Source organism: Streptomyces albiflavescens, assembly GCF_014645835.1.
In the GTDB taxonomy this organism is placed as follows: domain Bacteria; phylum Actinomycetota; class Actinomycetes; order Streptomycetales; family Streptomycetaceae; genus Streptomyces; species Streptomyces albiflavescens.
Genome location: NZ_BMMM01000020.1, coordinates 100,489 through 126,375 on the forward strand (window position 1 = coordinate 100,489; position 25,887 = coordinate 126,375).

At 69.3% G+C, this 25,887-nt stretch carries 17 protein-coding genes; 12 read left to right on the top strand and 5 right to left on the bottom strand.

The window, feature by feature from the left end:
- Positions 1 to 341 precede the first annotated feature (341 nt).
- The 12 genes from IEY95_RS39695 (at position 342) to IEY95_RS39750 (ending at position 17,040) form a co-directional block, all read left to right on the top strand.
- Positions 342 to 485, top strand: a complete 144-nt coding sequence (locus tag IEY95_RS39695; protein WP_189191097.1) for a pyrroloquinoline quinone precursor peptide PqqA — start codon at positions 342 to 344, stop codon at positions 483 to 485.
- An 18-nt stretch (positions 486 to 503) separates the two neighbouring features.
- The gene (pqqC, locus tag IEY95_RS39700) at positions 504 to 1,226 is read left to right on the top strand and encodes a pyrroloquinoline-quinone synthase PqqC (protein ID WP_189191098.1); all 723 of its coding nucleotides are present in this window, start codon (positions 504 to 506) and stop codon (positions 1,224 to 1,226) included.
- 62 nt (positions 1,227 to 1,288) lie between these two features.
- Complete coding sequence (pqqD, locus tag IEY95_RS39705; RefSeq protein ID WP_308429389.1) at positions 1,289 to 1,477, top strand: pyrroloquinoline quinone biosynthesis peptide chaperone PqqD; 189 nt, start codon at positions 1,289 to 1,291, stop codon at positions 1,475 to 1,477.
- Positions 1,474 to 2,577 (top strand): pyrroloquinoline quinone biosynthesis protein PqqE, encoded by a 1,104-nt coding sequence (gene pqqE / locus IEY95_RS39710; RefSeq protein ID WP_189191100.1) that lies wholly within the window; start codon positions 1,474 to 1,476, stop codon positions 2,575 to 2,577. Before pqqD ends, pqqE begins: the two co-directional genes overlap by 4 nt.
- A complete protein-coding gene (locus IEY95_RS49655; protein ID WP_229703667.1) occupies positions 2,574 to 4,175 on the top strand; it encodes a glycoside hydrolase family 88 protein in 1,602 nt (533 codons plus the stop codon). Before pqqE ends, IEY95_RS49655 begins: the two co-directional genes overlap by 4 nt.
- Positions 4,176 to 4,181: 6 nt before the next feature.
- Entirely contained in the window at positions 4,182 to 4,985 is an 804-nt protein-coding gene (locus IEY95_RS39720) for a polysaccharide lyase family protein (protein ID WP_189191101.1), read from the top strand.
- Between the two features lie 12 nt (positions 4,986 to 4,997).
- Positions 4,998 to 6,938, top strand: coding sequence for a glycosyl hydrolase family 28 protein (locus tag IEY95_RS39725; protein ID WP_229703668.1), 1,941 nt, complete (start codon positions 4,998 to 5,000; stop codon positions 6,936 to 6,938).
- Positions 6,935 to 9,118 (top strand): discoidin domain-containing protein, encoded by a 2,184-nt coding sequence (locus IEY95_RS39730; RefSeq protein WP_229703669.1) that lies wholly within the window; start codon positions 6,935 to 6,937, stop codon positions 9,116 to 9,118. The genes IEY95_RS39725 and IEY95_RS39730 overlap by 4 nt, the downstream gene beginning before the upstream one ends.
- Positions 9,115 to 10,857 carry a carbohydrate-binding protein gene (locus IEY95_RS39735; protein ID WP_189191102.1) on the top strand — a complete coding sequence of 581 codons (1,743 nt, stop codon included), beginning with the start codon at positions 9,115 to 9,117 and terminating at the stop codon, positions 10,855 to 10,857. Before IEY95_RS39730 ends, IEY95_RS39735 begins: the two co-directional genes overlap by 4 nt.
- Before the next feature lie 230 nt (positions 10,858 to 11,087).
- Positions 11,088 to 12,473, top strand: coding sequence for a carbohydrate-binding protein (locus tag IEY95_RS39740; RefSeq protein WP_229703670.1), 1,386 nt, complete (start codon positions 11,088 to 11,090; stop codon positions 12,471 to 12,473).
- A gap of 26 nt (positions 12,474 to 12,499) precedes the next feature.
- Positions 12,500 to 14,542, top strand: a complete 2,043-nt coding sequence (locus tag IEY95_RS39745; protein WP_189191103.1) for a glycosyl hydrolase family 8 — start codon at positions 12,500 to 12,502, stop codon at positions 14,540 to 14,542.
- 35 nt (positions 14,543 to 14,577) lie between these two features.
- Positions 14,578 to 17,040, top strand: coding sequence for a PQQ-dependent sugar dehydrogenase (locus IEY95_RS39750; protein ID WP_189191104.1), 2,463 nt, complete (start codon positions 14,578 to 14,580; stop codon positions 17,038 to 17,040).
- Between the two features lie 71 nt (positions 17,041 to 17,111).
- Here the strand turns inward: IEY95_RS39750 and afsR are convergent, their stop codons facing one another.
- From afsR to IEY95_RS39775, 5 genes are all read right to left on the bottom strand, one after another.
- Complete coding sequence (gene afsR, locus IEY95_RS39755) at positions 17,112 to 20,114, bottom strand: SARP-family global regulator AfsR (protein WP_189191154.1); 3,003 nt, start codon at positions 20,112 to 20,114, stop codon at positions 17,112 to 17,114.
- A 968-nt stretch (positions 20,115 to 21,082) separates the two neighbouring features.
- Positions 21,083 to 21,898, bottom strand: a complete 816-nt coding sequence (locus IEY95_RS39760; RefSeq protein ID WP_189191105.1) for a trypsin-like peptidase domain-containing protein — start codon at positions 21,896 to 21,898, stop codon at positions 21,083 to 21,085.
- A complete protein-coding gene (locus tag IEY95_RS39765) occupies positions 21,895 to 22,206 on the bottom strand; it encodes a CU044_2847 family protein (RefSeq protein ID WP_189191106.1) in 312 nt (103 codons plus the stop codon). The genes IEY95_RS39760 and IEY95_RS39765 overlap by 4 nt, the downstream gene beginning before the upstream one ends.
- Positions 22,207 to 22,349: 143 nt before the next feature.
- Positions 22,350 to 23,156, bottom strand: coding sequence for an ABC transporter ATP-binding protein (locus IEY95_RS39770; RefSeq protein ID WP_189191107.1), 807 nt, complete (start codon positions 23,154 to 23,156; stop codon positions 22,350 to 22,352).
- Positions 23,153 to 25,879 (bottom strand): ABC transporter permease subunit, encoded by a 2,727-nt coding sequence (locus IEY95_RS39775; RefSeq protein WP_189191108.1) that lies wholly within the window; start codon positions 25,877 to 25,879, stop codon positions 23,153 to 23,155. Before IEY95_RS39775 ends, IEY95_RS39770 begins: the two co-directional genes overlap by 4 nt.
- Positions 25,880 to 25,887 lie beyond the last annotated feature (8 nt).

Here is a 25,887-nt window from a genome sequence, read left to right on the forward strand (position 1 = left end):
GGGGGACCTTGCTCACGAGCTCTCGATCCTTCAGTCGTCGGGTGGTATGCCCATGGTCAACGATCACGGGCCGTAATGCATTCCTGACCGGTGGATTCCTCGTGGATTCATGGTGGGGGCCGGATGTCCAGCCTCGCCCCAAGAGGAGGTTGGCCGGAAATGGATCCGACCTTCTCGGTCCGGACCATTGACCGGGTCGCGTCACCCCGCAACTCTGTATCACGTCACTGAACGCTCTCATGAACTCAGTGCACGCATATGAACACCAGCGTCTGTCTGGGCCCCACCACACCTGTCTGGGCTTCACACCCCCCACCCATCAGGAAAGCGGGTACGCACACATGAACGAACAGCTGGCTTCCGAGGCCTCCGGTACACAATCGACCATTCGGGAAACATCGGAGGAAAGGGTTTGGGAGACCCCCGGGTATCTCGTCGTCGAGACCGCCCTGGAGGTCACCGCGTACGCCCTCGGCGAGCGCTAGACCATCGGTCGTCGAACCATGACCGTGACAACCGTGCGCGACGACGGTGTCGCGGCCCCTTGGCGAACCCCCGAGTTCACCGAGCGGCTGCGCGCCGTCGCCGAGGAGCGCTACCACGACCGGCACCCCTTCAACATCCGTATGCACCAAGGGGAGTTGACGCCTGCTGAGCTGCGCCGCTGGATCGCCAACCGCTTCCACTACCAGCGCCATATCCCCGTCAAGGACGCCCTGATCGTCGCCAAGCTCGACCAGCCCGCGCTGCGCCGTGCCTGGCTGCGCAGGATCCAGGACCACGACGGAACGGCCGACGGTGAGGGCGGCATCGAACGCTGGCTGCGGCTCGGTGAGGCGGTCGGCCTCGACCGTCCGACACTGTGGGACGCGACCCGGGTGCTGCCCGGGGTGCGGCTCGCGGTCGAGGGCTACGTCAACTTCTGCCGCCTGCGCCCCGCGCTCGACGCCGTCGCCGCGTCCCTGACCGAGCTGTCGGCACCGTCTCTGATGCGCACCCGCATCGCCGCCTTCGAACGCCACTACCCGTGGATCGAGGCCGAGGGGCTCGCGTACTTCCGGGCCCGCATCGGCCAGGGCGGCCGCGACAGCGAGGAGGCCCTCGCACTCGTCCACGCCTGGGCCCGCACCAGGGAGCAGCAGGAGCGGGCGGTGGCGGCACTCGCGTTCAAGTGCGAGGTGCTGTGGGCGCTGCTGGACGCCGTCGACCGGGGCGGCGGCTCATGACCTGGCGGCCCGTCCTGTCCCGCTCCGTGATGCTCCGTCACGATAGCGTCCGGAGCGCCGACTTGCTGCTCCTGCCCGAGCGAGTCGTCGTCCTGTGCGGCAACGCCGGCAGTGTCGTCCGGCTCTGCGACGGCAGCCGCGAGGTGGACGAGATCGTCGCGGAGCTCGGCGAACGGTTCCCCGGCGCACCCGTCGCCGACGAAGTCCCCGCATTCCTCACGGCATTGCGAAAGGAGGGCTGGCTCCAGTGACCGTGGCTCCCCCCTGGGCGCTGCTCGCCGAACTCACCCACGGCTGCCCGCTGCGCTGCGCGTACTGCTCCAACCCCGTCGAACTGATCAGTCGGTCAGAAGAACTGAACACTGGACAATGGGTCGGGGTACTGCGTCAGGCCGCCGACCTGGGCGTCGTCCAAACCCACCTCTCGGGCGGCGAACCGCTCCTCAGACGTGATCTCGCCGACATCGTCGCGGCCGCCGACACGGCCGGCCTCTACACCCAGCTCGTCACCAGCGGAGTCGGCCTGCACGAACGACGGCTCGCGGAGCTCAAGGACGCCGGACTGCGCTGTGTCCAGCTCTCCGTGCAGCACGCCGATCCGATCACCTCCGAACTCATCGCGGGCGCCCGTTCGTTCGCTGCCAAGGAGAGGGCCGCGAAGCTGGTTCGCGCCGCAGGGCTCCCGCTTGGCCTGAACGTCGTGCTGCACCGCGCCAACATCGACGCCCTCGACGACCTGATCGCGCTCGGACTTGCCTGGGGCGCCGACCGGGTCGAGCTGGCCAACACCCAGTTCTACGGCTGGGCGTTGCGCAACCGTGCGTCCCTGCTCCCGACCCGGGAGCAGGTCGAGCACGCCCGCCAGGCCGTAGCCCGCCGACGTGAAAGCCTCGGCAGGGCCATGGAGTTGGTCTGGGTCGCCGCCGACTATCTCGACGGCACCGCGAAACCGTGCATGGGCGGCTGGGGCGCCGTCTCGCTCACCGTCGCCCCGGACGGCACGGTCCTCCCGTGCCCGGCCGCGGCCTCCCTTCCCGGCCTCGACCCGCCGAACGCGAAGGACTACCAACTCGCCTGGATCTGGCGCGAGTCGCATGCCTTCAACGCCTACCGTGGCGAGGCCTGGATGCAGGAGCCCTGCCGCGGCTGTGTCCTGCGGACGACCGACTTCGGCGGCTGCCGCTGCCAGGCGCACGCGCTCACCGGCGACGCGGCCCGCACCGACCCGGTCTGCCGTCACGCGCCCGACCACGGTCTCGTCCGCGACCTGGTGGCAGCGCCGTACGCGGCGGACACAGCTCGTGCGGCGGCCCCTGTCGCGGCCCCTGCCTATCGCGAAGGAGGAACATGAGACGTCTACGTGTGCTGCTGATGGCGGTCTCGCTCGCGGCTGCCGGACTGGCCGCGGTCCCGGCGTCCGCCACGCCGGCCGTCGGACTGGCCGGGGTCCCGGTGTCCGCCGCCCAGGCCGCGATTCCCGCGTCCGCCGCCCCGGCCGCCGTCGGCTACGAGGCCGAGTACGCCGCGATCGGACAGGGCAGCGTCGAGTCGGACCACACCGGCTTCACCGGCACCGGGTTCGTCAACTACGACAACGTGGCGGGCAGTTACGTCGAGTTCACGGTCACCGCGGAGGAGCAGGCCACCCTGCCGCTCGCCTTCCGCTTCGCCAACGGCACGACCGCCGACCGCCCGATGGACATCACCGTCAACGGCGTCCTGGTGGCCGACAACCTGTCCTTCCCCGGCAACGGCTCCTGGACCGGCTGGCAGACGCGTACGGTCGACGCCGCGCTTCAGCAGGGCGGCAACACCGTCCGGGCCACCGCCGCCAGCGCGAACGGCGGCCCCAACCTCGACTCGCTGTCCGTGGGACAGCCCGCGGTCACCACCGACTGGTCGGTCGCCATGGTCGAGTCGACGATGGCGCGCTACTCGCCGACCACGATAGGCGGCTGGTCGTACCCGGTCGGCCTGTACCTCTACGGCCAGTACCTCACGTACCAGCGCACGCACGACCCGCGCTCTCTCTCGTACATCAAGAACTACGTCGACCGCTTCGTGTCGAGCGACGGCACGATCGGGCAGAGCTTCAACAACCTCGACAGCATGCAGGCCGGACGGCTGCTGACGATCCTGCACCATGAGACCGGCCAGGACCGCTACCGCATCGCGGCCAAGAAGATCCGCGACCGCCTCGAGACCTATCCCCGCACCTCGGACGGCGGCTTCTGGCACGCGACCTCGGACAGCCGGGCCCACCAACTGTGGGCGGACGGCGTCTACATGGTCAATCCGTTCCTTGTGGAGTACGGCAAGGAGTTCAACGACTCGGCATACGCGAACAACGAGGCGGCCAAGCAGCTGTACGTCTACGGCAGCCATCTCCAGGTCACGAACGGCCTGTTGAAGCACGCCTACGACGAGTCGCGCACGGCGAGCTGGTCCGACCCGGGGACCGGTCTCGCCCCCGAGCACTGGTGCCGGGCGGTCGGCTGGTACTCCATGGCCATCGTCAACGTGCTGGACGCGATCCCCAGTTCGCACCCGCGCCGCGCCGAGCTCCTGACCATCCTGCAGAAGCTGGCCGCGGGCCTGGAGCACTACCAGGACCCGAACACCGGCCGCTGGTTCCAGGTCGTCGACAAGGGCGACCGCAGCGACAACTGGACCGAGACGTCCTGCTCCAGCATGTTCACCTACGCCCTCTCGCGCGGCGCCCAGCAGGGCTACATCGACGCGCACTACAACGACGTCGCTCAACGCGGCTACCAGGGCGTCCTGGCGAAGATCTCACTCGGCTCCGACGGCCGGACGAACCTCACGGACATCTCCATCGGCACGAACGTCGGCGACTACGCCTACTACGTGGCCCGCACCAGAGCGACCAACGACTTTCACGGTCTCGGCGCCTTTCTGATCATGAACGAACAACTCAGGGCGAGGTGACGGAAGATGAGCTCATCCCCCGCGCCGCACGACGGGCCGTCCCGCCGGAAGGTGATCGGCGCCGCACTCGGCGGCGCCGCGCTCGCCGCGGGGATCCCGGCCACCGCCGCCGCGGCGAGCTGGCAGCTGAAGTGGTCCCCGTCCGCGAGCGGCGACGGGCTCGGTGCCTTCGAGACGATCGAGGACGACCGTGCCGACTCGCACCCCGCCGGGCAGCCGCACATCTACCCGGAGGGGAACAACTGGCGGTTCACCATGCACACGGTGGACCGCGACACCAGCACCGACCGACAGCGCCAGGAGGTCACCGGGCTGCGCACCAGCAGCGCCGGCTATCTGAAGTGGCAGCCGGGCCAGACCTGGCGGGTGACGTACTCGATGTACATTCCGAGCTCGCTGAAGGCGACCACGACCTTCACCCACATCATGCAGATGAAGCAGCCGGGGACCGGGACTTCGCCGATCGTCGTGCAATCGCTGCGGCGCGTGAACGGCGCCCAGACCATCGAGTTGAAACTCGCCCTCTCCGACACCCTGATCGGCCGCACCAGTCTGGACCCGCTGCACGACAACTGGACGGACGTCGACTTCCAGATCAAGGTCGGCGACGGCACGTCGGGATCCGTGCGCTGGATCCTCAAGAGCGGCGGCACGACCGTGATCGACAAGTCGAAGTCCGGTGTGGACACCTTCCTCGACGACCGCGTGCGGCCCAAGTGGGGTATCTACCGCTCCCTCGGCGACACGTCGGGTTCGCTGCAGGACTGCCATCTGCTCCTCACCAACCTCCGTGGCTACCAACTGGTCTGAGACGAGGCCGACATGAGACATCCAACCCGCAGATCCGTCGCCATGGCCCTGTTGGGCTTCCTTGTCGTGCTGGGCCTCTCCCAGCCCCCGGCCGTCGCCCGCGCCCAGGCACCCGCCGTCGCCCGCACCCAGGCACTCACCGCCGCCGCGGCCGCTGTCTACAACGTGCGCGACTACGGCGCGAGGGGCGACGGCTCCACCAATGACACGCCCGCCATCCAGAAGGCCATCGACGCCGCGAACGGTGCGGGCGGCGGAACCGTGCGGTTCCCCTCGCCCGGCAGCTACAAGTCCAAGAACACGATCCACATGAAGAGCAACGTGACACTCCAGGTCGACACGGGCGCCGCGATCCAGGGCTCCAGCGCGGACACGTACGACCCGCCCGAGTCCAACCCGTACGACCAGTACCAGGACTACGGGCACAGCCACTTCCACAACGCGATGATCTACGGCGACCGGCTGACCAACATCGGCTTCGTGGGCGGCGGCGTCATCGACGGCCAGGGCAACCTGATCACCGGCAACCCGTCCTCCGGTGAGGCCGACAAGATCATCTCCCTGACCCGGTGCGACGGCCTGCGGATCGGCGACGGTCTGACCCTGCGCCGTGGCGGCCATTTCGCAGCGCTCATCAACGGCTGTACGAACGTCGCCTCGGACCATCTGAACATCGACACGGCGAGCGACCGCGACGGCTGGAACATCATCAGCACCACCAACGTCACGGTGACGAACGCGAACATCAAGGCCAACGACGACGCGCTGGTCTTCAAGAGCGACTACGCGCTGGGCGCCAAGCTGCCCAACGGCCACGGCCGGGTCAGCGACTCGTATCTCTCCGCGGTGTGCTGCAACGCGCTGATGTTCGGTTCCGAGACGTGCGGCGACTTCACGGACTACCAGTTCGAGCGCATCAGGATCGAGGGCTCCAACAAGTCCGGGCTCGGCATGGTCTCCATGGACGGCGCCAAGATCTCCGACGTCCACTACCGCGACATCACCATGACGAACGTCCACTCGCCGATCATGCAGAAGATCGGTACCCGTAAACGCTGCGGCAACAACCCGGGCGTCGGTTCGATCAGCGACATCACCTACGACAACATCACGGCCACCGGTTCCAGCCCCTCTTTCAGTCCGACCCTATGGGGCGAGTCGAGCCCGAACCACATCAGCGGCGTCAGCTTCACCAACGTCAACATCACCGTCCCCGGCGGCAACGGCACCATGTCCACCGCGGTGCCGAGCAACGACCCGAACAACTACAACCCGAACAGCATCGGCACCCGGCCCGCGTACGGCTGGTACCTGCACAACGCCGACCACGTCAGCTTCACCGACAGTTCGGTGCGGTTCGCCGCCGACGACGGGCGGCCCGCGGTCATCGCCAACAGCGGCAGCTCGGTGAAGTTCATCCGGTTCACCACCCAGCGCGGCAGCGCGAGCCCGTACGACATGGGCTTCCAGACCGTGAGCGGATACTGCGTCGCCGACAGCCACAACACGTCCGGCGGCTCCCTGCGGATCTCGACGTCGAGCTCCGGCCAGGACTGCGGCACGGCCCCCACCCGGTACGAGGCGGAGAACGCCACGTACTCGGCGGGCAGCACCGTCGACAGCGACCACGCGGGCTACTCCGGCACCGGCTTCGTCAACACGGACAACACCACCGGCGCTTATGTGGAGTGGGCGGTGAACGCGGCGGCGGCCGGCACGAAGACCGTCGCCCTCGCGTACGCGAACGGCACCACCTCCGACCGGCCCATGGACATCACGGTGAACGGGCAGGTCGTCGCCTCCGGCGTCTCCTTCCTGCCCAGCGCCGACTGGACGACCTGGCGCACGGTCTCCCTTGCCGTCCCGCTCACCGCGGGAACCAACACCCTCCGGGCGACGGCGACCACGGCGGCCGGCTGCCCCAACCTCGACTACCTGGACGTCCCGGCATGAACACTCTCAGACGTGTGAGCGCTCGTCTGGCGACGGCCGTGGTGGCGCTCCTCCTCGGAGCGCTGCTGCTGCCCTCCCCGGCACGAGCGGACCTGCAGAACCCGCGCCAGGACTTCCTGCGCGCCTCGACCGGCGGACTCTTCCTGCACTGGGGCGAGCGGACCGCCCCGCAGCACACCAGCTGCAGTGGCTGGGAGTCCGACGTCACGGGCGGCGGCTGGAGCGCGGACTACTGGGTGAACGAAGCCCTCAAGCTGCACACCCAGTACCTGGTCCTCGCCACTTTCCACAGCCGTCTCGGGTACGCGCGCCCCTGGCCCTCGGCGATCCCCGGCAGCTGCGCCACCCAGCGCGACTTCCTCGGTGAGCTGGTCGCGGCGGCCAAGGCGAAGGGCCTCAAGGTCATCCTCTACATGACCGACGACCCGCAGTGGCACGCCGAAGGCGGTCACGAGTGGCTGGACTCGGCCGCCTACTCCGCCTACAAGGGCCACTCGGTCGACCTGACCACCCGCGACGGTTTCGGCGAGTACTCCTACGACCTCTTCTTCGAGGTCATGGACCGCTACCCGGACCTCGGCGGCTTCTGGATCGACAACGACAACGCGTACTGGGAGAGCCACAACCTCTACGCGCAGATCCAGCAGAAGCGGCCGAGCTACACGCTCAGCAACAACAACGAAGACACACCGATCATGGACATGATCAGCAATGAGCAGAAGACGGGAATGACGCCGGCCTACGACTATCCGCAGGCCGTCTACACGGCCCAACCCCGCCTGACCGAGGCCGACTTCAAGCTGCCCTCCAGTGGCGCGTGGTGGTACGACGGCACGAATCCGAGCGTCGACCGGGCCCTCACTCTCGGCCGGCTCGTCACCAACGCGGGCTCGTCGGTGAAGGCGCTGATGGCCGAGACGGCGATGGTCAACGGCAGATTCCCGTCCAACCAGGAGTCCTTCAACAACTTCGCGGCCAGTTATCTGAACCCCATCTGGGAGTCGCTGCACGGAGTCGAGGGCGGCGGCTACATGTACGGCGGCCTCAAGCCCGGCTTCTGGAACGACGGCGCGCACGGCGTGACGACGATCAGCAAGACCGACCCCGACCGGCACTACGTCCACGTCCTGACGCCGCCGACCACCAGCACCCTGCGCATCCGCGACAACGGCTACCGCATCGCGTCCGTCACCAACTTGCGCACCGGGGCGGCCGTTTCCTGGACCCAGTCGGGCGGAGTCCTCACACTGAACGGGCTCAGCGGCTGGGACCCGTACGACACCGTCTTCAAGGTGACGACGGCGGGCCGCGAGGGCATCCTGCCCGCTTCCTCCTACACGATGAGCGCGAGCGCGTCGGCGAGCGGTCACGGGGCCGCGGCCGCGGCGGACGGCAGTTATCTGACGTACTGGGACAGCAACAAGACGCTGCCGGTCGACCTCACCTTCGACCTCGGCACGGCCAAGAAGGCGCAGTACATCGGCCTCAACCAGCGTGAGGACTCCGTCGCCTACGCGCGCTCCGACACCGAGCAGTCCGCCCGCATCAAGGACTACAAGGTGTACGTCAGCAACGACGGCTCCAGCTGGGGAAGTGCCGTCAAGACGGGGCAACTGGCGAGCCGCCGCGGCATCCAGGGCATCGACCTGACCGCCGTCAACGCCCGCTACGTACGCCTCGAAGTGGACTCGACCTGGGCCGCCTCCACCGACATCACCCGCTACAAGCGGCTGCGGATCGACGAGGCGTGGATCGGTACGTCGTACGCGACCCCGAGCACCGCGGCGCCGCCCGTGCGCTACGAGGCGGAGAACGCCACCTACTCGGCGGGCAGCACCGTGGACTCAGACCACACCGGGTACTCCGGCACGGGGTTCGTGAACACCGCCAACGAGGTGGGCGCGTATGTGTCGTTCGGCGTCAGTGCCACCGGCGGCGGCACGGCCGATCTGACGCTCCGTTACTCCAACGGCACGACGTCCGACCGTCCGATGGACATCTCCGTCGACGGCATCGTGGTCGCCGCCGCCAAGTCCTTCCCTCCGAACGGCAGTTGGGACAGCTGGGCCGATGTCACGGTCGGCGTCCCGCTCGCGGCCGGCACCCACACCGTCCGTGCCACCGCGACCACCGCGAACGGGGCGCCCAATCTCGACCATCTGGAGGTGAGGGAGCCATGAGCTGCCGGTTCCGGCGATTCAGGAGAGGACTCCTCGTTGCCCTGGTGGGCATGCTGATCGCCGCGGCGATGCCCCTGATGGCCGCCCCGCCCGCCACCGCCTCGGGCAACGGCCAGTCCGTGCGGCCCGCGATGGGGTGGAGCAGCTGGAGCTTCGTGCGGCGCTGGCCCACCGAGGACAAGATCAAGGCGCAGGCCGACGCGATGGTCAGCAGCGGCCTCGTGAACCACGGCTTCGTGTACGTCAATCTCGACGACTTCTGGCAGAAGTGCGACGCCAACGGATTCGTCGTGGACTCCTACGGCCGCTGGAGTGTCGACCCGGCGAAATTCCCGTCCGGCATCAAGGCGCTCGCCGACTACATCCACTCCAAAGGACTCAAATTCGGCTTCTACGTCACTCCGGGCATCGCCAAGAACGCCGTACTGAAGAACACGCCGATCGAGGGCACGGCGTACCACGCGGCGGACATCGCGAACACCGCGGCCCTGGAGAAGAACTACAACTGCAAGAACATGTACTACATCGACTACGGCAAGCCGGGCGCGCAGGAATTTGTGGATTCCTGGGCGCGGCAGTTCGCCTCCTGGGGAGTCGACTACCTCAAGATCGACGGGGTCGGAAGCGCGGACATCCCCGACGTACGGGCCTGGGACAAGGCGCTGCGGGCCACGGGCCGGCCGATCAACTACGCCCTGTCCAACAACCTCGCGATCGCCGACGCGCCCACCTGGCGCTCACTGGCCAACAGCTGGCGCACCCAGGGCGACGTCGAGTGCTACTGCGGCTCCGGTTCGAACGGCAGCGGCTATCCGCTCACCGACTGGTCGCACGTCTCGGCCCGCTTCACCTCGGCGGCCAACTGGCAGCAGTACGCGAGTCCCGGCGGCTGGAACGACCTGGACTCGCTGGAGATCGGCAACGGCGACCAGGCCGGCCTCACCTCCGACCAGCGCCGCTCCCACTTCACCCTCTGGGCGATGGCGGGCGCCCCACTGCTGCTCGGTACCGACCTGACGCACCTCGACCCGGTCGACACGGCGATGCTCACCAACGACCGTCTCATCGGCGTCGACCAGGACGGATACGCCGCGGGGCGCATCGTCTCCAGCGGCGTCAACCAGGTCTGGAGCAAGCGCGAGGACAGCGGTGACTACGTGGTGGCGCTCTTCAACACGGGTACGTCGGGCGACTCCACGGTGAGCGTGAACTGGTCGCAGGTCGGGTTCACGGGCTCGGGCGATGTGACGGACCTGTGGTCGGGCTCCCACAAGGGCACGGTCACGGACACCTACAGCGCGACGCTGCGTCCGGGGGAGACACGGCTCATCAGGGTCACCCCGCTCGGTGCCAAGACCGTCCGGTACCAGGCGGAGAACGCGGGCACCTCGGCGGGCTCCACCGTCGACACCAACCACATCGCGTACACCGGAACCGGCTTTGTGAACACCGCCAACGAGGCCGGCGCGTACGTCGAGTGGACCGTCGACTCCGCCACCGCCCGCACCGCACCCCTGACCATCCGGTACGCCAACGGCACGACCACGGGCCGCCCGATGGACGTCAGCGTCAACGGCGCCGTCGTCTCCGCGGGCCGTGCCTTCAACGACACCGGCAGCTGGGACATCTGGGCCGACTCGACCCTCACCGTGCCGCTGAACGCCGGGGCCAACACGATTCGGGTGACCGCCACCACGGCCGGTGGCGCGCCGAATCTCGATCATCTCGACCGGGGCTGAGAGGAGGCGCAAAAGGGTCATTTCCCGGGGGGACCTCACGGGGGGCGGGACGTTCCCGTCGCCCCTTGAGGGCTGCCCGCAAACAGGAAGTGCCTGTGCTTTATGTGCACGGTGAACTCTCCCGATGCCATTGACAATCCGGCGTTCCGACGCTGCTATGCAGTGATGGTTAGGAACGTTTCCTAACATCCTTTCAGTGCTCCTCATTCCGTCCCGGGAGGACGATCCACGTGCACCCTGCCGCACCCCAACGCCGACTACGCGTAGCCCTGGCCGCGCTCTGCGGGCTGCTGTTGTCCTTGTTGCTCGTTCCCACGCAAGTCGCCCATGCCGCGACCGACTACCAGGCCGAGGACGCCACGATCTCGCAGGGCACGGTGGCGACGAACCACCTGAACTACACGGGCACGGGCTTCGTCGACTACACCAACGTCGCTGGTTCGTATGTGCAGTTCACGGTGGACGCGGCGGCTGCCGGGCAGGCCGGGCTGCAGTTCCGGTATGCCAACGGGTCGACCACTGACCGGCTGATGGACATCTCCGTCAACGGCACGGTGGTCGCCTCGAACGTGTCGTTCCCGGCCACCGCGAACTGGGACACCTGGGTCACCAAGACCGTCAACGCCTCGCTGAACGCGGGCACCAACACCATCCGGGCGACCGCGACCACCGCCAACGGTGGCCCCAACCTCGACAAGCTCACCCTCGGCAGCCCCTCGGGCGGCGGCACCCCGGGGATGGCCGTCGCGCCCTACGAGTACTTCGGCTGGGGCAACCCGCAGAGCCCCACCTCCGTGATGTCGGCGACCGGCGTCAAGTGGTTCACGCTGGCCTTCATCCTCTCCGACGGGTCCTGCAACCCCGCATGGGACGGCTCGCGCCCGCTGACCGGCGGTGACGACCAGGCGAAGATCAACTCCATCCGGTCGGCCGGCGGTGACGTGATCGTCTCCTTCGGCGGGTGGAGCGGCAACAAGCTCGGCGAGAAATGTACCAGCGCCTCAGTCCTCGCCGGTGCGTACCAGAAGGTCATCAACGCCTATGGCCTGAAGGTCATCGACATCGACATCGAGAACACCGAGTGGTCCAGCGCGACGGTCCGTCAGCGGGTGATCGACGCACTGAAGATCGTCAAGGCGAACAACGCGGGCCTCAAGACCATCATCACCTTCGGTACGACCACCAACGGCCCGGACTCCACCGGCGTCGACATGATCAACCGTGGTGCCAACTCCGGTCTGGCGAACGACATCTGGTGCATCATGCCCTTCGACTTCGGCGGCGGCACCAGCAACATGGGCACGCTGACGACCCAGGCCATGGAAGGCCTCAAGGGCAAGGTCAAGGCCGCCTACGGCTACAGCGACGCGACCACCTACGCGCACATCGGGCTCTCCTCGATGAACGGCAAGACCGACGACGCGGGCGAGCTGGTCCGTGTCTCCGACTTCCAGACGATGCTCGCCTACGCGCAGCAGCACCACATCGCGCGCCTCACCTACTGGTCCGTGAACCGCGACCGGGCCTGCGGCTCCGGCTCTGACGGGGACTCCTGCAGCGGTGTGTCACAGCAGCCGTACGACTACCTCAAGGTCTTCGTCCAGTACGCGGGTTGAGGAGAACAGCCGTGAAGAGAACAGCCATGAACAGAACGCGTCGCAGAACCATCCTGTCGTGGTCCACCTCCCTGGCTCTCGCACTGCCCCTGCTCGGCTGGGCGGGCAGTGGTGTGACCCAGGCGCTCGCAACGCGGTACGAGGCGGAGAACGCCACCATCTCGTCGGGGACGGTGGCCACGAACCATCTGAACTACTCCGGTTCCGGGTTCGCGGACACCACCAACGCCGCTGGTGTGTATGTGGAGTTCACCGTGAACGCCGCGTCCGCGGGCACGGGCTCGATAGCCGTCCGGTACGCGAACGGGTCCACCGCCGACCGGCCGATCGACGTCTCCGTCAACGGCACGGTCGTCGCGTCGAATGTGTCGTTCCCGCCGACGGCGGACTGGGACACCTGGGCGACCAGGACGGTGGCAGCGCCGGTGAATGCGGGCGCCAACACCATCCGTCTGACGGCGACGACCGCCGCGGGTGATCCGAACCTGGACTACGTCGACTTCGATGTCACCGCGGCGGCGGCCGACTATCAGGCCGAGGACGCCACGATCTCGCAGGGCGCGGTGGCGACGAACCATCTGAACTACACGGGCAGTGGCTTCGCGGACTACACCAACGTGGCTGGTTCGTATGTGGAGTTCACGGTGGACGCGGCGGCTGCCGGGCAGGCCGGGCTGCAGTTCCGGTACGCCAACGGCACCACGACCGACCGCCCGATGGACATCTCGGTGAACGGCACGGTGGTCGCCTCGAACGTGTCGTTCCCGGCCACCGCGAACTGGGACACCTGGGTCACCAAGACCGTCAACGCCTCCCTGAACGGGGGCACCAACACCATCCGGGCGACCGCGACCACCGCCAACGGCGGCCCCAACCTCGACAAGCTCACCCTCGGCAGCCCCTCGGGCGGCGGAGGCGGTCCTGCCGTTCCCTTCGGGAGTCATCAATTCCCGTACGCGACAGGCACGTTGAAGCCCACGGGTGCGCAGTCGACCCTCGACCAGGCCGTCGTCAGCAAGTACAACGCCTGGAAGTCCGCCTTCGTCAAGCAGAACTGCGGCAACGGCTGGTACGAGGTGATCTCGCCGGACGCCGACCATCCCTACGTCGCCGAGGCGCAGGGCTACGGCATGGTCGTCAGCGCCCTGATGGCGGGCGCCGACCCGGACGCCAAGAAGATCTTCGACGGCTTGGTCAAGTACATGCTGGCGCATCCCTCGGTGCACAACTCCAACCTGCTCGCCGCCGAGCAGGACTCCTCCTGCACCAGTGTCGACGGCTCGGACTCGGCGACCGACGGTGACCTCGACGTGGCGTACGGGCTGCTGCTCGCCGACAAGCAGTGGGGGAGCGCGGGAACGTACGACTACAAGAGCCTGGCCGTGAAGCACATCAACGCCATCAAGGCCGGCGAGGTCAACTCGAGTACCCACCTCATGAAGCTCGGCGACTGGTCCACGTCGGGCGATCAGTACTACTACATCACGCGCTCCTCGGACTGGATGATCGACCACTTCCGGGCCTTCAGGCGGGCCACCGGCGATGCCGCGTGGGACACGATCCGCAGCGCCCATCAGAACCTGATCACCAGTCAGCAAGCCAACTACGCGCCGAGCACCGGCCTGTTGGCGGACTTCATCGTCAACACCAACACCACCCCGAAGCCCGCGGGCGGACAGGTCCTCGAAGGCCCCAACGACGGCGACTACAGCTGGAACGCCTGCCGTGACCCTTGGCGCATCGGCGCCGACGCCGTCACCAGCGGTGACTCCGTCTCGCTCGCCTCGGCCCGCAAGCTCAACTCCTGGATCAAGTCGAAGACCGGTGGCAACCCCGACAACATCGTCACCGGCTACCACCTCAGCGGTTCCGCCTACGACAGCGGGCACGACATGGCGTTCACCGCGCCGTTCATCGTGACTGCGATGACCGATTCCGGCTCACAGGCCTGGCTCGACTCCCTGTGGAACAAGCTCGTCGCCACACCCATCAGCTCCACGCTCTACTACGGCGGCAGCGTCCAGCTCCAGTCGATGATCGTGGCGTCCGGCAACTACTGGGTCCCCTGAAGTCACCGCACGCGACATACATGAAGGAGGTTCACATGCGTATCCGTAGCAAGGCTCTCCGCAGAGTCTGGTTCAGACGCCTCGTGGTCGGCGCCGTCGTGCTGCTGTGTGCCGGACTCGTCCAGGCCGTCCCGCAGACCGCCTCGGCGGCCCCCACCCGGTACGAGGCGGAGAGCGCGGCCTACACCTCAGGCTCCACCATCGACAGCAACTACGCCGGGTACTCCGGGACAGGATTCGTCAACACGCCCAACACGGTGGGCAGTTACCTCGAGTTCACCGTGAACGCCGCCTCCGCGGGCAGCGCCACGCTCGGCGTGCGCTTCGCCAACGGCACGACCAGCGACCGCCCCGCCGACATCGCCGTCAACGGCACCGTCGTCAAGGCCGGATACTCCTTTCCGTCCACCACCACCTGGGACGCCTGGACGACCTCGTCCCTGACCGTCCCCGTCAACGCGGGCAGCAACAAGATCCGGCTGACCGCGACCAGCGCGGGCGGCCTCGCCAACACCGACTACGCCGACTTCGAGGTCTCTGCCGCCACGACCGACTACCAGGCCGAGGACGCCACGATCTCCCAGGGCACGGTGGCGACGAACCATCTGAACTACACGGGAACGGGCTTCGTCGACTACACCAACGTCACGGGTTCGTCTGTGGAGTTCACGGTCAGCGCGGTCTCGGCGGGCAGCGCCTCGCTCGCCTTCCGGTACGCCAACGGCACGACCGTCGACCGGCCGATGGACATCTCCGTGAACGGCACGGTGGTCGCCGCGAACGTGTCCTTTCCGGCCACCGCCGACTGGGACACCTGGGCCACCAAGACACTCAACGCCGATCTCACGCCAGGCAGCAACAAGATCCGCGCCACGGCCACCACTGCCAACGGTGGCCCCAACCTCGACCGGCTGCGCGTGGGTACCGCCGCCGACACCCAGGCACCGACCCGGCCCGGCCAGCCGAGCTGCTCGAACATCGGCGAGGACGCGCTCACCCTGAGCTGGAGCGCCTCGACCGACAACGTCGGCGTCGTCGCGTACGACCTCTACGAGCACGGCAACAAGATCGGTGAGACGGCGGGCGACATCACGTCCAAGAACCTCACCGGACTGACCCCGAACACCACCTACAACCTCACCGTCATCGCCCGCGACGCCGCGGGCAACGCCTCGCTCGCCAGCCCCGCCGTGGACTGCACCACGCTGCCGAGCTCCGACACCACGGCCCCGACGACGCCCGGGACGCTCTCCTCGTCCAACGTCACCGCCAACAGCGTCACCCTGGACTGGGGCGCCTCGACGGACGACAAGGCCGTCGTCGCGTACGACATCCGCAGCGGAACCACCGTCTACAAGACCGTCACGGGCAACCCGCCCGCGACCTCGACCACCGTCACCGGGCTCGCCTGCAACAGTCCGTACTCGCTGAACGTGGTGGCGCGCGACGCGGCCGGCAATGTGTCCGCGCAGAGCAACACGGTCAGCTTCACCACGCAGAGCTGCTCCACCGACGGCGGTGTTCCGTCGTCGATCTCCACCGTCTCCAGCGGCTGGACGATCCCCTGGGGCACCTACTGGATGCCCGACGGGCTGAGCGCCCTGGTCACCGAACGCGACAGCTTCAAGGTGTTCAAGCTGGCCAAGGACGGCACGAAGACACAGGTGGGGAGCGTGCCCAATGTCGTCACGACGGACGGCGAGGGCGGTCTGCTCGGTGTCGCGGTCGACCCGAACTGGGACACCAACCACTACGTGTACTTCATGCACACCGCCTCCGAGGGCAACCGCATCGTGCGCATGACGTACAACGGCAGCTCCCTGAGCGGCTACACGACCCTGCTCCAGGGCATCAAGAAGAACCGCTACCACAACGGCGGCCGGCTCGCCTTCGGTCCCGACGGCTACCTGTACGCCTCGACCGGCGACGCCCAGACCTCGTCACTCGCCCAGGACAAGACGTCCCTCAACGGCAAGATCCTGCGCCTGACGACCTCGGGCCAGCCGGCACCCGGCAACCCGTTCGGCAACTACGTCTACAGCTACGGCCACCGCAACCCGCAGGGCCTCGCCTTCGACCGCAACGGGCGCCTGTGGGAGGCCGAGTTCGGCAACAGCTCCTACGACGAGCTGAACCTCATCAAGCCGGGCAGCAACTACGGCTGGCCGACCTGCGAGGGCAGCTGCTCCGTCTCCGGCATGACCAACCCCAAGAAGACGTGGGCCGTCTCCGAGGCCTCGCCCAGCGGCATCGCGATCGTCCGCAACGTCATCTACATGGCGGCGCTGCGCGGCGAACGCCTGTGGCGCATCCCGATCAGCGGTGACACGGAGAGCGTCGGCTCGGCGACCGCGTACTACGTCGGCACGTACGGCCGCTTGCGCACCGTCACCAAGGTGCCCGGCGCGGACCAACTCTGGCTCTCCACTACCAACTGCGACAACAACGGAGGTGCGGCGGACGGCTCGGACAAGATCTTCCGCGTGAGTATCAGCTAGGACCTGTTCGGTCGACCATGCCGCAGACGCGCCGATCAGCGCGATACGCGGCCAACCGCGGGCGGGGTGGATCAGGTCCCCGTGAGGCGACCTGCCTCCTCGTCCGCGGTACGGCCGTCCAGCCGGGCGAGCAGCCGGGGCCGGACCTCGTTTCTCTCGGCTCTGGAGAGCTGCTCGTACATCGCGAGGGCTTCGGCCCAGCAGGTACGGGCGCGCGCGGACTCACCCCGCTCCTCCATGGCGTCACCCAGCACGATCAGCACGTCGGCCCTGCGCCGGGCACCTCCCACCCGGCCCAGCACGGCGAGTGACTGCTCCGCCTCCGCGGCCGCGTGGGCGGGCCGGCCCGCGCCGAGATGTATCTCGGCCCGCCGGAAGCGCGCCATGCCCTCCCCGAGGGCCTGTCCGCACTCCTCGTAGATCCCCAGCGCCTGGTCCAACTGCTCCAGGGCCTCGGGAATCTGCCCCGCCGCGGACAGCGCGAGCCCCAGCGCGTAGCGCGACTCGGCGAGCGCGAGCGTGGCGGCCTCGGAGCCGAGCCGCTCGATGGCCTCCTCGGCGAGCGCCACCGCGCTGCGGACATTGCGCAGACTCGCCTCCACATGGGACAGCTGGCACAGCGCACTGGCCACACCGAACGGGTTCTCGTCGTCACGGAACCTCGACAGGGCCTCCCGCAGACAACGGTCCGCCTCCGTGTACCTGCGCTCCTGGAGCGCGATGACACCACGGTCGTACGGTACCCAGGCGCTGGTCACGGGATCGTCGATCGCCACGGCCAGCGCCAGCGCGCGCTGCGCCTCCGCGTCGGCCTCCCACAGGTTCCCCGCCGTGAGATGGACCGCGGTGAGCGCGGCGCACGCACGGCCCTCCGCCTGGGCGTCCCGAGCCTCGCGCGCGGCACGCTGCGCCGCGGCCGCCGTGTCCTGGTACTGGCGGAAGTTCCCGGACCCCACGATGTCCTTCACGCTCCACAACAGATCGATCGACCTGCGCAGTTCGGAGCCGTGGGCGAGCTGGCGGGCGCAGGACAGGATGCACTGCGCCTCGGAGGCCAGCCAGCGCCTGGCGTCGTCGAGATAGGAGAACTCGACGCCGGGATACCGGGCGGGTTCCAGATGCTCCACGCTGCGGTCACCGGGATGCTCCACCGCGTACACCCCGGTCGCGGTGGCCAGGTAGAAGTCGAGCAGGCGGGTCAGTGCCGCCCCCCGTTCGCTGGGGGGTTGTTCGTCCCGCTCCGCACAGGCGCGGGCGTACAGCCTGGTGAGGTCGTGGTAGCGGTAGCGGCCCGGTGCCGCGGCCTCCAGGAAGCCGGTGTCGACGAGCGCTTCGAAGATGTCCTCCGTCTCCTCGGGCAGCTGGTCGAGCATGGCGGCGGCCGCGGCGAGTGAGATGTCCGGTCCGTCGGCGAGGCCGACGAGACGAAACGCGCGCGCCTGCGCCGGATCCAGCTGCCCGTACCCCATCTCGAAAGTCGCCTTGACCGCGAGATCCCCGGCCTGCAGTTCGTCGAGGCGGCGGCGTTCGTCGGAGAGTTTGGCTGCGAGTACGGACACGGTCCAGGTACGGCGGGCCGCGAGGCGCGAGGCCGCGATCCGGATCGCGAGCGGAAGGAAACCGCAGGCGGCGACCACGTCGAGGGCGGCATGGCGTTCGGCGTCGACGCGCTCGGCCCCCACGATCCTGGTGAACAGCTGCAACGCCTCGTCCGGACTCATCACATCGAGGTCCACGAGATGGGCCCCGGCCAGATCCACCATGCGGACGCGGCTGGTGACGAGTGTGGCGCACCCGGGAGTGCTGGGGATCAACGGCCGTACCTGGGCGGCGTCCCGGGCGTTGTCCAGGAGCACCAGCACCCGGCGGTCGTTCAGGACCGAGCGGTACAGCGCCGAACGTTCCTCCAGCGAGTCGGGGATCGCCGAGTCCTCCATGCCCAGAGCGCGCAGGAAGGAGCCGAGGACCGTCTCGGGCTCCGCCGCCCGGGCCCCGGTCCCTTGCAGGTCCACGTACAACTGGCCGTCCGGGAAGCTCTGGCGCGCCTGGTGCGCGACGTGCACGGCGAGGGTGGTTTTGCCGACACCTCCGATGCCCGCCAGGGCGGAGATGGCCATGACGGCGCCAGGTGTGTGGGCAAGGACCTGGCTCAGTTCGCGCACGAAGGCGGCACGCCCGGTGAAGTCGGTGACAGTGGCGGGGAGTTGTGAGGGACGTACGACAATCGGCGCCGTCTCGCGGTGCGCCTCGGACGGTTCCGCAAGGCCCGGGTCGGCTTGGAGGATGCGTTGCTGCAACCTCTGCAGTTCGGCCCGCGGGTCCACGCCGAGCTCGTCGGCGAGCAGGCGTCGGGTGTCCGCGTACACGGCCAACGCCTCAGCCTGGCGCCCGCTTCGGTACAGGGAGAGCATGAGCAGCTCGCGCAGGCGCTCGCGCAAGGGGTGGGCGGCGGTGAGCGCGGTGAGCTCCGAGACCGCCTCCGCGTGGCGGCCGAGTTCCAGGTCCAAGTCCAGCCTTGTCTCGCAGAGTTGAAGCCGCCACTCCTCCAATCTGACGCGCTGTGCCTCGGCATAGGGGCCCGGCACGCCTGCCAGGGGCTCTCCGTTCCAGAGCGCGAGGGCCTTGTTGAACGTGTCACGTGCCTGCGCCCGTTCGCCGGCCGCACGGAGTGACTCCGCTTCCGCCACAAGGCGCTGCGCAACCGCCAGATCGACGGAACCAGCCTCGGTGCGCAGCGCGTACCCGCCGGACTCGCTGGCCAGGACACCTGGGTCGAGCACCTTGCGGAGCCGGGACGCGTACGTGCGAAGGGCTGCGAGGGCCTGGGACGGAGGCTCGTCGCCCCACAGCGCGTCGATCAGCTCGGCGGCTGTGGCCGTGCGGCCCTCGCGCAGCAACAGGGCGGCGAGCAGGGCCCGTTGCGGCGGCGAGCCGGTGGGCAGCGCCTCCGCGCCGCGCCACGCCCGAACCGGACCGAGCACACTGAAGCGCAGCGTTGCTGTGCCCTCCTCGGGTCGGCCCGGCGGCACGTCCCCGACGGTCGTGTCGGGGACGTGCCACCGGAGCTCCGGCATGCGAGGGCTTCCGGGGTCGGGTGGCGAGATCGCCGTCCGCGGCGCTTCTTGCACCCCCCGCCGCATGACATCGGCGCGCCGCGCGGCCTCCGCGAACAGGGCCCTGACCTCGGCGACATGGCGGTCGTCCTGAGGGCCGCGAGCTCCTTCGCCCTCGACGGCGGCGAGGCTGAGCAGCGCGGCGACCGTCTGCGGATGGTGCGCCCCCACAGTCGCGGCGGCTTTCTGCGAGGCGACGGCCAGCACGTCCGCGGCGCGTCCCATCCGATCACGGTCTTCGGCGGCCCGCGCGGACTCGAACTCCGCGGTGGCCAGGGCCACCAGCGCCGACAGGGACTGCGGGTGTTCGCCGCCGAGCAGGCCCACCAGACGGCGGACGGCGCTTTCGAGGTCGTCCAGCAACGCGTCCGCGTCGTCGTGCCGCCCCTGCCGCCGCGCCGTCGCCGTCAGGACGGAGGTCACCAGAAGGCGTACGTCCAACTCCTCCTCGGTGTTGTCGACCGCGGCCAGCCGCTCCCGGGCCTGCGCGGCCGCCTCCGCGGCACCCTCGACATCACCCAGCCGGATCTTGAGCGCCGCGAGATTGGCCAGCGTCCTCGTGGTCGCAGCGCCGCCGCCCGGGTCGAACTGCAACGCCGAAGACAGTACCGTCGCGGCGGCGGCCAGATACCCGCGATCGGCCAGCGTCACCGCCAGCTGGTTGCGCGAGGCGCTGTCGAGGTTCAGCCCGTCGGTGTCCCACGCCAGCCGGGACGCCACATGCTGGAGGAGCGCCTGCGACGCACTCTGCAGACCGACGCCGTCGAGCAGTGCGGTGAGGCGCGCCAAGTCGCGGCTCAGGGCCGGATGGTGCAGCACGCGGTCGTCCGCACGCAGCCGTTCGACGGCGCGGGTGGTCCGTACGGCGGCCGCGCTCTCGCCCCGCAGTGCGCGGGCGGCGTGGGAGATCGCTTCCTGCCAGACGTCGTTCATGCGCCGCCCCCGTTCCCCTCGCCGTCGATGAGCGCTTTCACGGCCATGAACTTGAGCTCGGCGATCTGGGACGGATCGATGAGGCTGCGCTGCGCCCATGCGTCGAGCTGGAGCAGGAGCGCCTCCGTGCCCACGAACCGGGCGGGCGTCGCGCCGTCCTGGACGGGGTGGTCGCGGTCCGGGGCCGGTGGTCTGAGCACGTCGATGAGGTGGACGACATCGAGGTGGTCGAAGCGGCGGATCGCCTCCCTGATGGTGGCGGCGAAGAGCACGTTGGCGGCGCGGGCCTCGGCGGCCCGGTCGGGGGCCTGCTCGATGAGGATGCCGACGACCGCGGGCTGCCGGGTGCCGTCGTCCCCCACCCCCTCGACCGGCCCTCCCGAGTAGCCGGAGTAGTCGCCGAGATGCTGGTCCGCCGTGAGCTGCAGCGCTTCGATGGTCGCGCCCCCGACGCAGAGATGCTGTGCGGCCCCGGCGCTGACCCGGCCGCTGAGGTGCACGTCGTGCGCGGCGGGCCGGTAGGGGCCGCGCCAGCGGTCCCCGTCGCGGGCGACGTCGGCCGCGGGGATCGGCAGGGTGACCTGGTGCCCGGCGCCGATCTCGACGAGGGCCAGATCGGCTTCCTTGTCCTGGCGGCAGACGCGGCCCTCGACCCGCTCCCCGTCGGCCAGTTCGATGCCGACGCTCTCGTCGAGCGACAGGCCGCGCAGACAGTGCAGTGCGGTGAGCACGAACCGGCGGGTGAGCAGGAAGCCGCCGCCCAGGCGCCGCTGAGCTTGGTAGAGGTCGACCCAGTAGCCCGTGCCCGTCACGGGTTCCCCGGGGTGCGCTCCACGGTGAGGGTGACCTCGAACGAGGCCTCCGCGGAAGCCTTGGACAGGATGACCCCGGCCTCGGCCGCGAGGGTCAGACCGAAGGTGACGTCCAGGCTGGTGATCCGCCAGCCGTCGCGCTCGGGGACCTGCGCCAAGGACTGCTGGGCGATGGAGGAGGCCTGGACGATCGCCTCCTCGATCTCGGCGGCGCGCTCGCCGAGGGACGACGTCGCCCGTGTTCTGCTGGCGATCTGCCTGTTCCCGGCTGTGTCGAGCGCGACCGTCTCGACCCTGACATCGGCCATGACCGTACTTCCCCCGTGTGCCCGGCACCTTCGTCGGTGGTACGTGATCTCGGCGAGAGCCTAGTCGCGCGGCTCGGGCGGTGCGACCGCTTCCGTGGACAAGTCCCGCCCCGGTAAGCCGGCTTGTGTGCGGGCGACCCTGTTCAGACGGTCGCCGTGCCCAGGTACGCCTCGCGCACCCGCGGGTCCGCGTGCACCTCCGCGGCCGTCCCCTCGGCCAGCACCCGGCCCAGGTCGAGGACGACGACGCGGGAGCATAGCCGCATGACGAAGGCGACGTCGTGCTCGACGAGGAGGACCGCGCAGCCCTCCGTATCCGCCAAGTGGCGTACAACAGCGGCCAGTTGGCTGCTCTCGCCAGCCGTCATTCCAGAGGCGGGCTCGTCCAGCAGCAGCACCCGGGGCGGGTCGGCCACCGCGCGCGCCAGTTCCACCATGCGGGCCTGTCCCACCGGGAGCGCTCCGGCGAAGACTCCGGTCAGTGCGTCCAGCCCGCAGGAGCGCAGCACCTCCGCCGCGCGCTCGCGGCGCTCCTTCTCGTACGTCCGCCGGGTGGGCGCCGCGAGGAGATCCGCCGCGAGGCCGCCCCCGCCGCCGCGCCACTCCTGCGCCACCACCAGGTTGTCGGCCACGGTGAGCTGGCCGAACAGCTGCTGCCGCTGGAAGGTGCGGCGCATTCCGTGGCGGGCGCGCCAGACGGGGGAGCGGCGGGTGATGTCGGTGCCGTCGAGCAGGACGCGGCCCCCGTCGGGGCGGCGGATGCCCGACAGGGCGTCGAACAGGGTGGTCTTTCCGGCGCCGTTGGGGCCGATGAGCCCGCAGACCTCGCCGGGGCGCAGGGCGAGGCCGACGCCGTCGAGGGCACGGACGCCGCCGAAACGGACGCCGACACCGACGGCTTCGAGCACGGGCGCGTCGCTGATGGCCGGGCCATTTCCTCGGGTGTTCATGGCCGGACCGTCCCCTCGGGTGTCCATGGCCGGGAAATCCCTTCGGGCTGCGGCCCCTGATGTTTCGGCTGCCCGGCCGCGATGCCCAGGTACGCCTCCGTCAGCCGGTCCGCCTCCACCTCGGCGCGCGACCCACACCAGGTCACCCGCCCCTGAGCGAGATACGCGACGCGGTCGGCGACTCCGAGCACCTCGGTCGCCTTCTCCTCGACGAGGAGCAACGCCGTGCCCGCCTCCTTCAGTTCGACGAGCAGCCGGAACACCTCGTCGACGACGCGGGGTGCGAGCCCGAGCGACGGCTCGTCGGCGACGAGGACGGTCGGCGGTCGCTGGAGGAGCGGCGCGAGGGCGAGTATCTGCTGCTCACCGCCGGAGAGCGAACCGGCGGGGACGGCGCGCCGCGCGGCGAGTTCGGGGAAGCGCTCGTACACGGCGTCGCGGGCGGCTCTGTCCCGCAGATACAGGGCGAGGTTCTCCTCGATCGTGAGCGCCGGGAAGATCCCGCGACCCTCGGGGGCCAGCACCACCCCGGCGCGAGACCGCCCGACGGCCCGTTCGCGGGTGGCGTCGCGTCCGGCGACGTACACCTGGCCGCCGAGCGGGCGCAGCAGTCCGGCGGCGACTCGGCAAGTGGTCGACTTGCCCGCGCCGTTGGGGCCGAGAAGGGCGAGGATCTCGCCGGGGCGCACCATGAGGTCGACGCCGCGCAGGACCGGGGCGCCGTCGTATCCGGCGTGGAGGGAGCGGAGTTCGAGGGCGGCCTCGGGGGATGGTGGCGCGGCATCGGACACCTCGGCCGTGCGCGTGGCCGTCGCGGCCCGCCGCTGATGCCACCGCGTCGGCACGGCGGCGCAGTACCCGTCCGGGTCGTTCGCCAGCGCGAGCCCCGCCAGGCCGAAGAGGATCACCGGAAGGTGGACGGAGTCGGTCACATAGTCGGAGACGAGATGCGGTACGAGCGCGTAGACGAGCCCGGCGACGACGGCGAACTGGGGGCGCCGTACCCCCGCCGCCACGACCACCGCGAGCCAGATCAGCCCGGTCATCGCGGTGAAGTCGGTCGCGGTGATACGGGTGCTGTAGGACGCGTACATCACGCCGCCGAAGCCCGCGAGCCCCGCCGACAGTGTGAACAGCATGAGCTTGGTGCGGATCACCGATACGCCCGAGGCCATCGCCGCCGCCGGAGCCGAGCGGACCGCGAGCATCGCGCGCCCGGACGGCGAGTCCCGCAGCGCGCTGAGCGTCGCCACGACCAGCGCGAGGAGCACGATCATCGCCACGCCCATCGCGCGGTCGTCGCCCAGGTCCACCGGTCCGAAGACGGGGCGCGGGATCGCCCAGCCCGTGTCGCCGTTTCTCAACCAGCCCATCTGGAACAGGACCTGGTCGGCGAGAAAGGCGAGCGCGAGGGTCGCGAGGGCGAGCGAACGCCCGCCGAGCCGCAGCGCCGGGAGCGCCACCAGCGCGCCCAGTACGGCGGCCGCGCAGGTCCCGACCACCGTGGCCGCCACGAACGGCCAGCCATGGCTCATCAGCAGCCCGGCCACCAGTGCCGCGCCCGTCACGAACGTCGCCTGAGCCAGCGACACCATCGCGCCGAGCCCTGTCACCACCGTGAACGAGACGAACACCAGGGAGAGGGCGAGCCCTTGGGCGAGAATGCCGCTCCAGAAGGGGGTCGTGACCGTGTAGAAGGCGAGGGCGAGCAGCAGCCCGGCGGCAGTCCAGGGGCCCCAGCGCCGTACCCATGACCGGCCCGCCAAGTAGTCGACCGGCGGTGCGTCGACGGCCGCCGCCGTGCCCGCCGTCCGCTGTCGCCGTGTCAGCACCAGGAGCCCGGCGAAGAGAATCAGGAAGGGAACGGCCGTACGGAAACCGGTGATCCGCTCGGCGAACGTCGCATAACCGGCGACCAGGTTCTGCAGCACCCCAAGCCCCAGACCGCCGGCGAAGGCCAGCGGAATGGACGCGAAGCGGCCGAGGACCGCGGCCGTCGCCGAGACGAAGAGGAAGAGCGTGAAGTCGTGGGCGGACAGGCCGAGGAGAGGAGTGGCGAGGACACCCGCGAGCCCGGCGAGCGCCGACGACAGCATCCAGGCGATCGACGACAGTCGGTCCGCGCTCATGCCGCGCAGCTCCACGAGCGAGCGATTGTCCACCGCCGCCCGGAGTTTGAGCCCGAGGGGCGTGTGGCGCATCAGGATCCACAGCCCGATGGCGACCACGGCGGTCGCCACCCAGGTGATCAACTGGTCCGAGTCGACGCCGACACCGTCCATCAGCTGCCACGACTTCGCCGGGCTCGGCCCGACCCCAGGTAGCCCGAACTGGTTCTCGGCGGGTCTGACGGACACGCCCGCGTCCTCGAGAAGCTCGACGATCCACAGCCCCAGTGCGGGCAGCGCGACCAACAGTCCGATGGTGGCGACGATTTGGGCCGTCTCGCCGACCCGCGCCAACGTGCGGAACATCAGCCGGTCCAAGCCCCAGCCCAGCGCGGGCGCCACGACACCCACAAGGAGCAACGCCGTCGGCACGGCGGGCCAGCCGAGGCCGGAGTGCAGCTCGTAGAAGGCGAGCGCGCACAGATAAGCGGTGGCGCCGTGGGCGAAGTTGAACAGTCCCGAGGCCGAGTAGGACAGCACGAGCCCGGTCGCGAGCAGGGCGTACAGCGCGCCGGAGACCAGCCCGCTCAGTACGAACCCCAACAGGTCCGACATCCCAAGCA

Bases quoted from the DNA above. Each gene is read 5' to 3' on its own strand.
- IEY95_RS39750 (WP_189191104.1), top strand. From the start codon at position 14,578: ATGCGTATCCGTAGCAAGGCTCTCCGCAGAGTCTGGTTCAGACGCCTC.
- IEY95_RS39770 (WP_189191107.1), bottom strand. From the start codon at position 23,156: ATGAACACCCGAGGAAATGGCCCGGCCATCAGCGACGCGCCCGTGCTC.
- IEY95_RS39775 (WP_189191108.1), bottom strand. From the start codon at position 25,879: ATGTCGGACCTGTTGGGGTTCGTACTGAGCGGGCTGGTCTCCGGCGCG.
- IEY95_RS39695 (WP_189191097.1), top strand. From the start codon at position 342: ATGAACGAACAGCTGGCTTCCGAGGCCTCCGGTACACAATCGACCATT.
- pqqC (WP_189191098.1), top strand. From the start codon at position 504: ATGACCGTGACAACCGTGCGCGACGACGGTGTCGCGGCCCCTTGGCGA.
- afsR (WP_189191154.1), bottom strand. From the start codon at position 20,114: ATGCCGGAGCTCCGGTGGCACGTCCCCGACACGACCGTCGGGGACGTG.
- IEY95_RS39720 (WP_189191101.1), top strand. From the start codon at position 4,182: ATGAGCTCATCCCCCGCGCCGCACGACGGGCCGTCCCGCCGGAAGGTG.
- IEY95_RS49655 (WP_229703667.1), top strand. From the start codon at position 2,574: ATGAGACGTCTACGTGTGCTGCTGATGGCGGTCTCGCTCGCGGCTGCC.
- IEY95_RS39735 (WP_189191102.1), top strand. From the start codon at position 9,115: ATGAGCTGCCGGTTCCGGCGATTCAGGAGAGGACTCCTCGTTGCCCTG.
- IEY95_RS39745 (WP_189191103.1), top strand. From the start codon at position 12,500: ATGAACAGAACGCGTCGCAGAACCATCCTGTCGTGGTCCACCTCCCTG.
- IEY95_RS39765 (WP_189191106.1), bottom strand. From the start codon at position 22,206: ATGGCCGATGTCAGGGTCGAGACGGTCGCGCTCGACACAGCCGGGAAC.
- IEY95_RS39730 (WP_229703669.1), top strand. From the start codon at position 6,935: ATGAACACTCTCAGACGTGTGAGCGCTCGTCTGGCGACGGCCGTGGTG.
- IEY95_RS39725 (WP_229703668.1), top strand. From the start codon at position 4,998: ATGAGACATCCAACCCGCAGATCCGTCGCCATGGCCCTGTTGGGCTTC.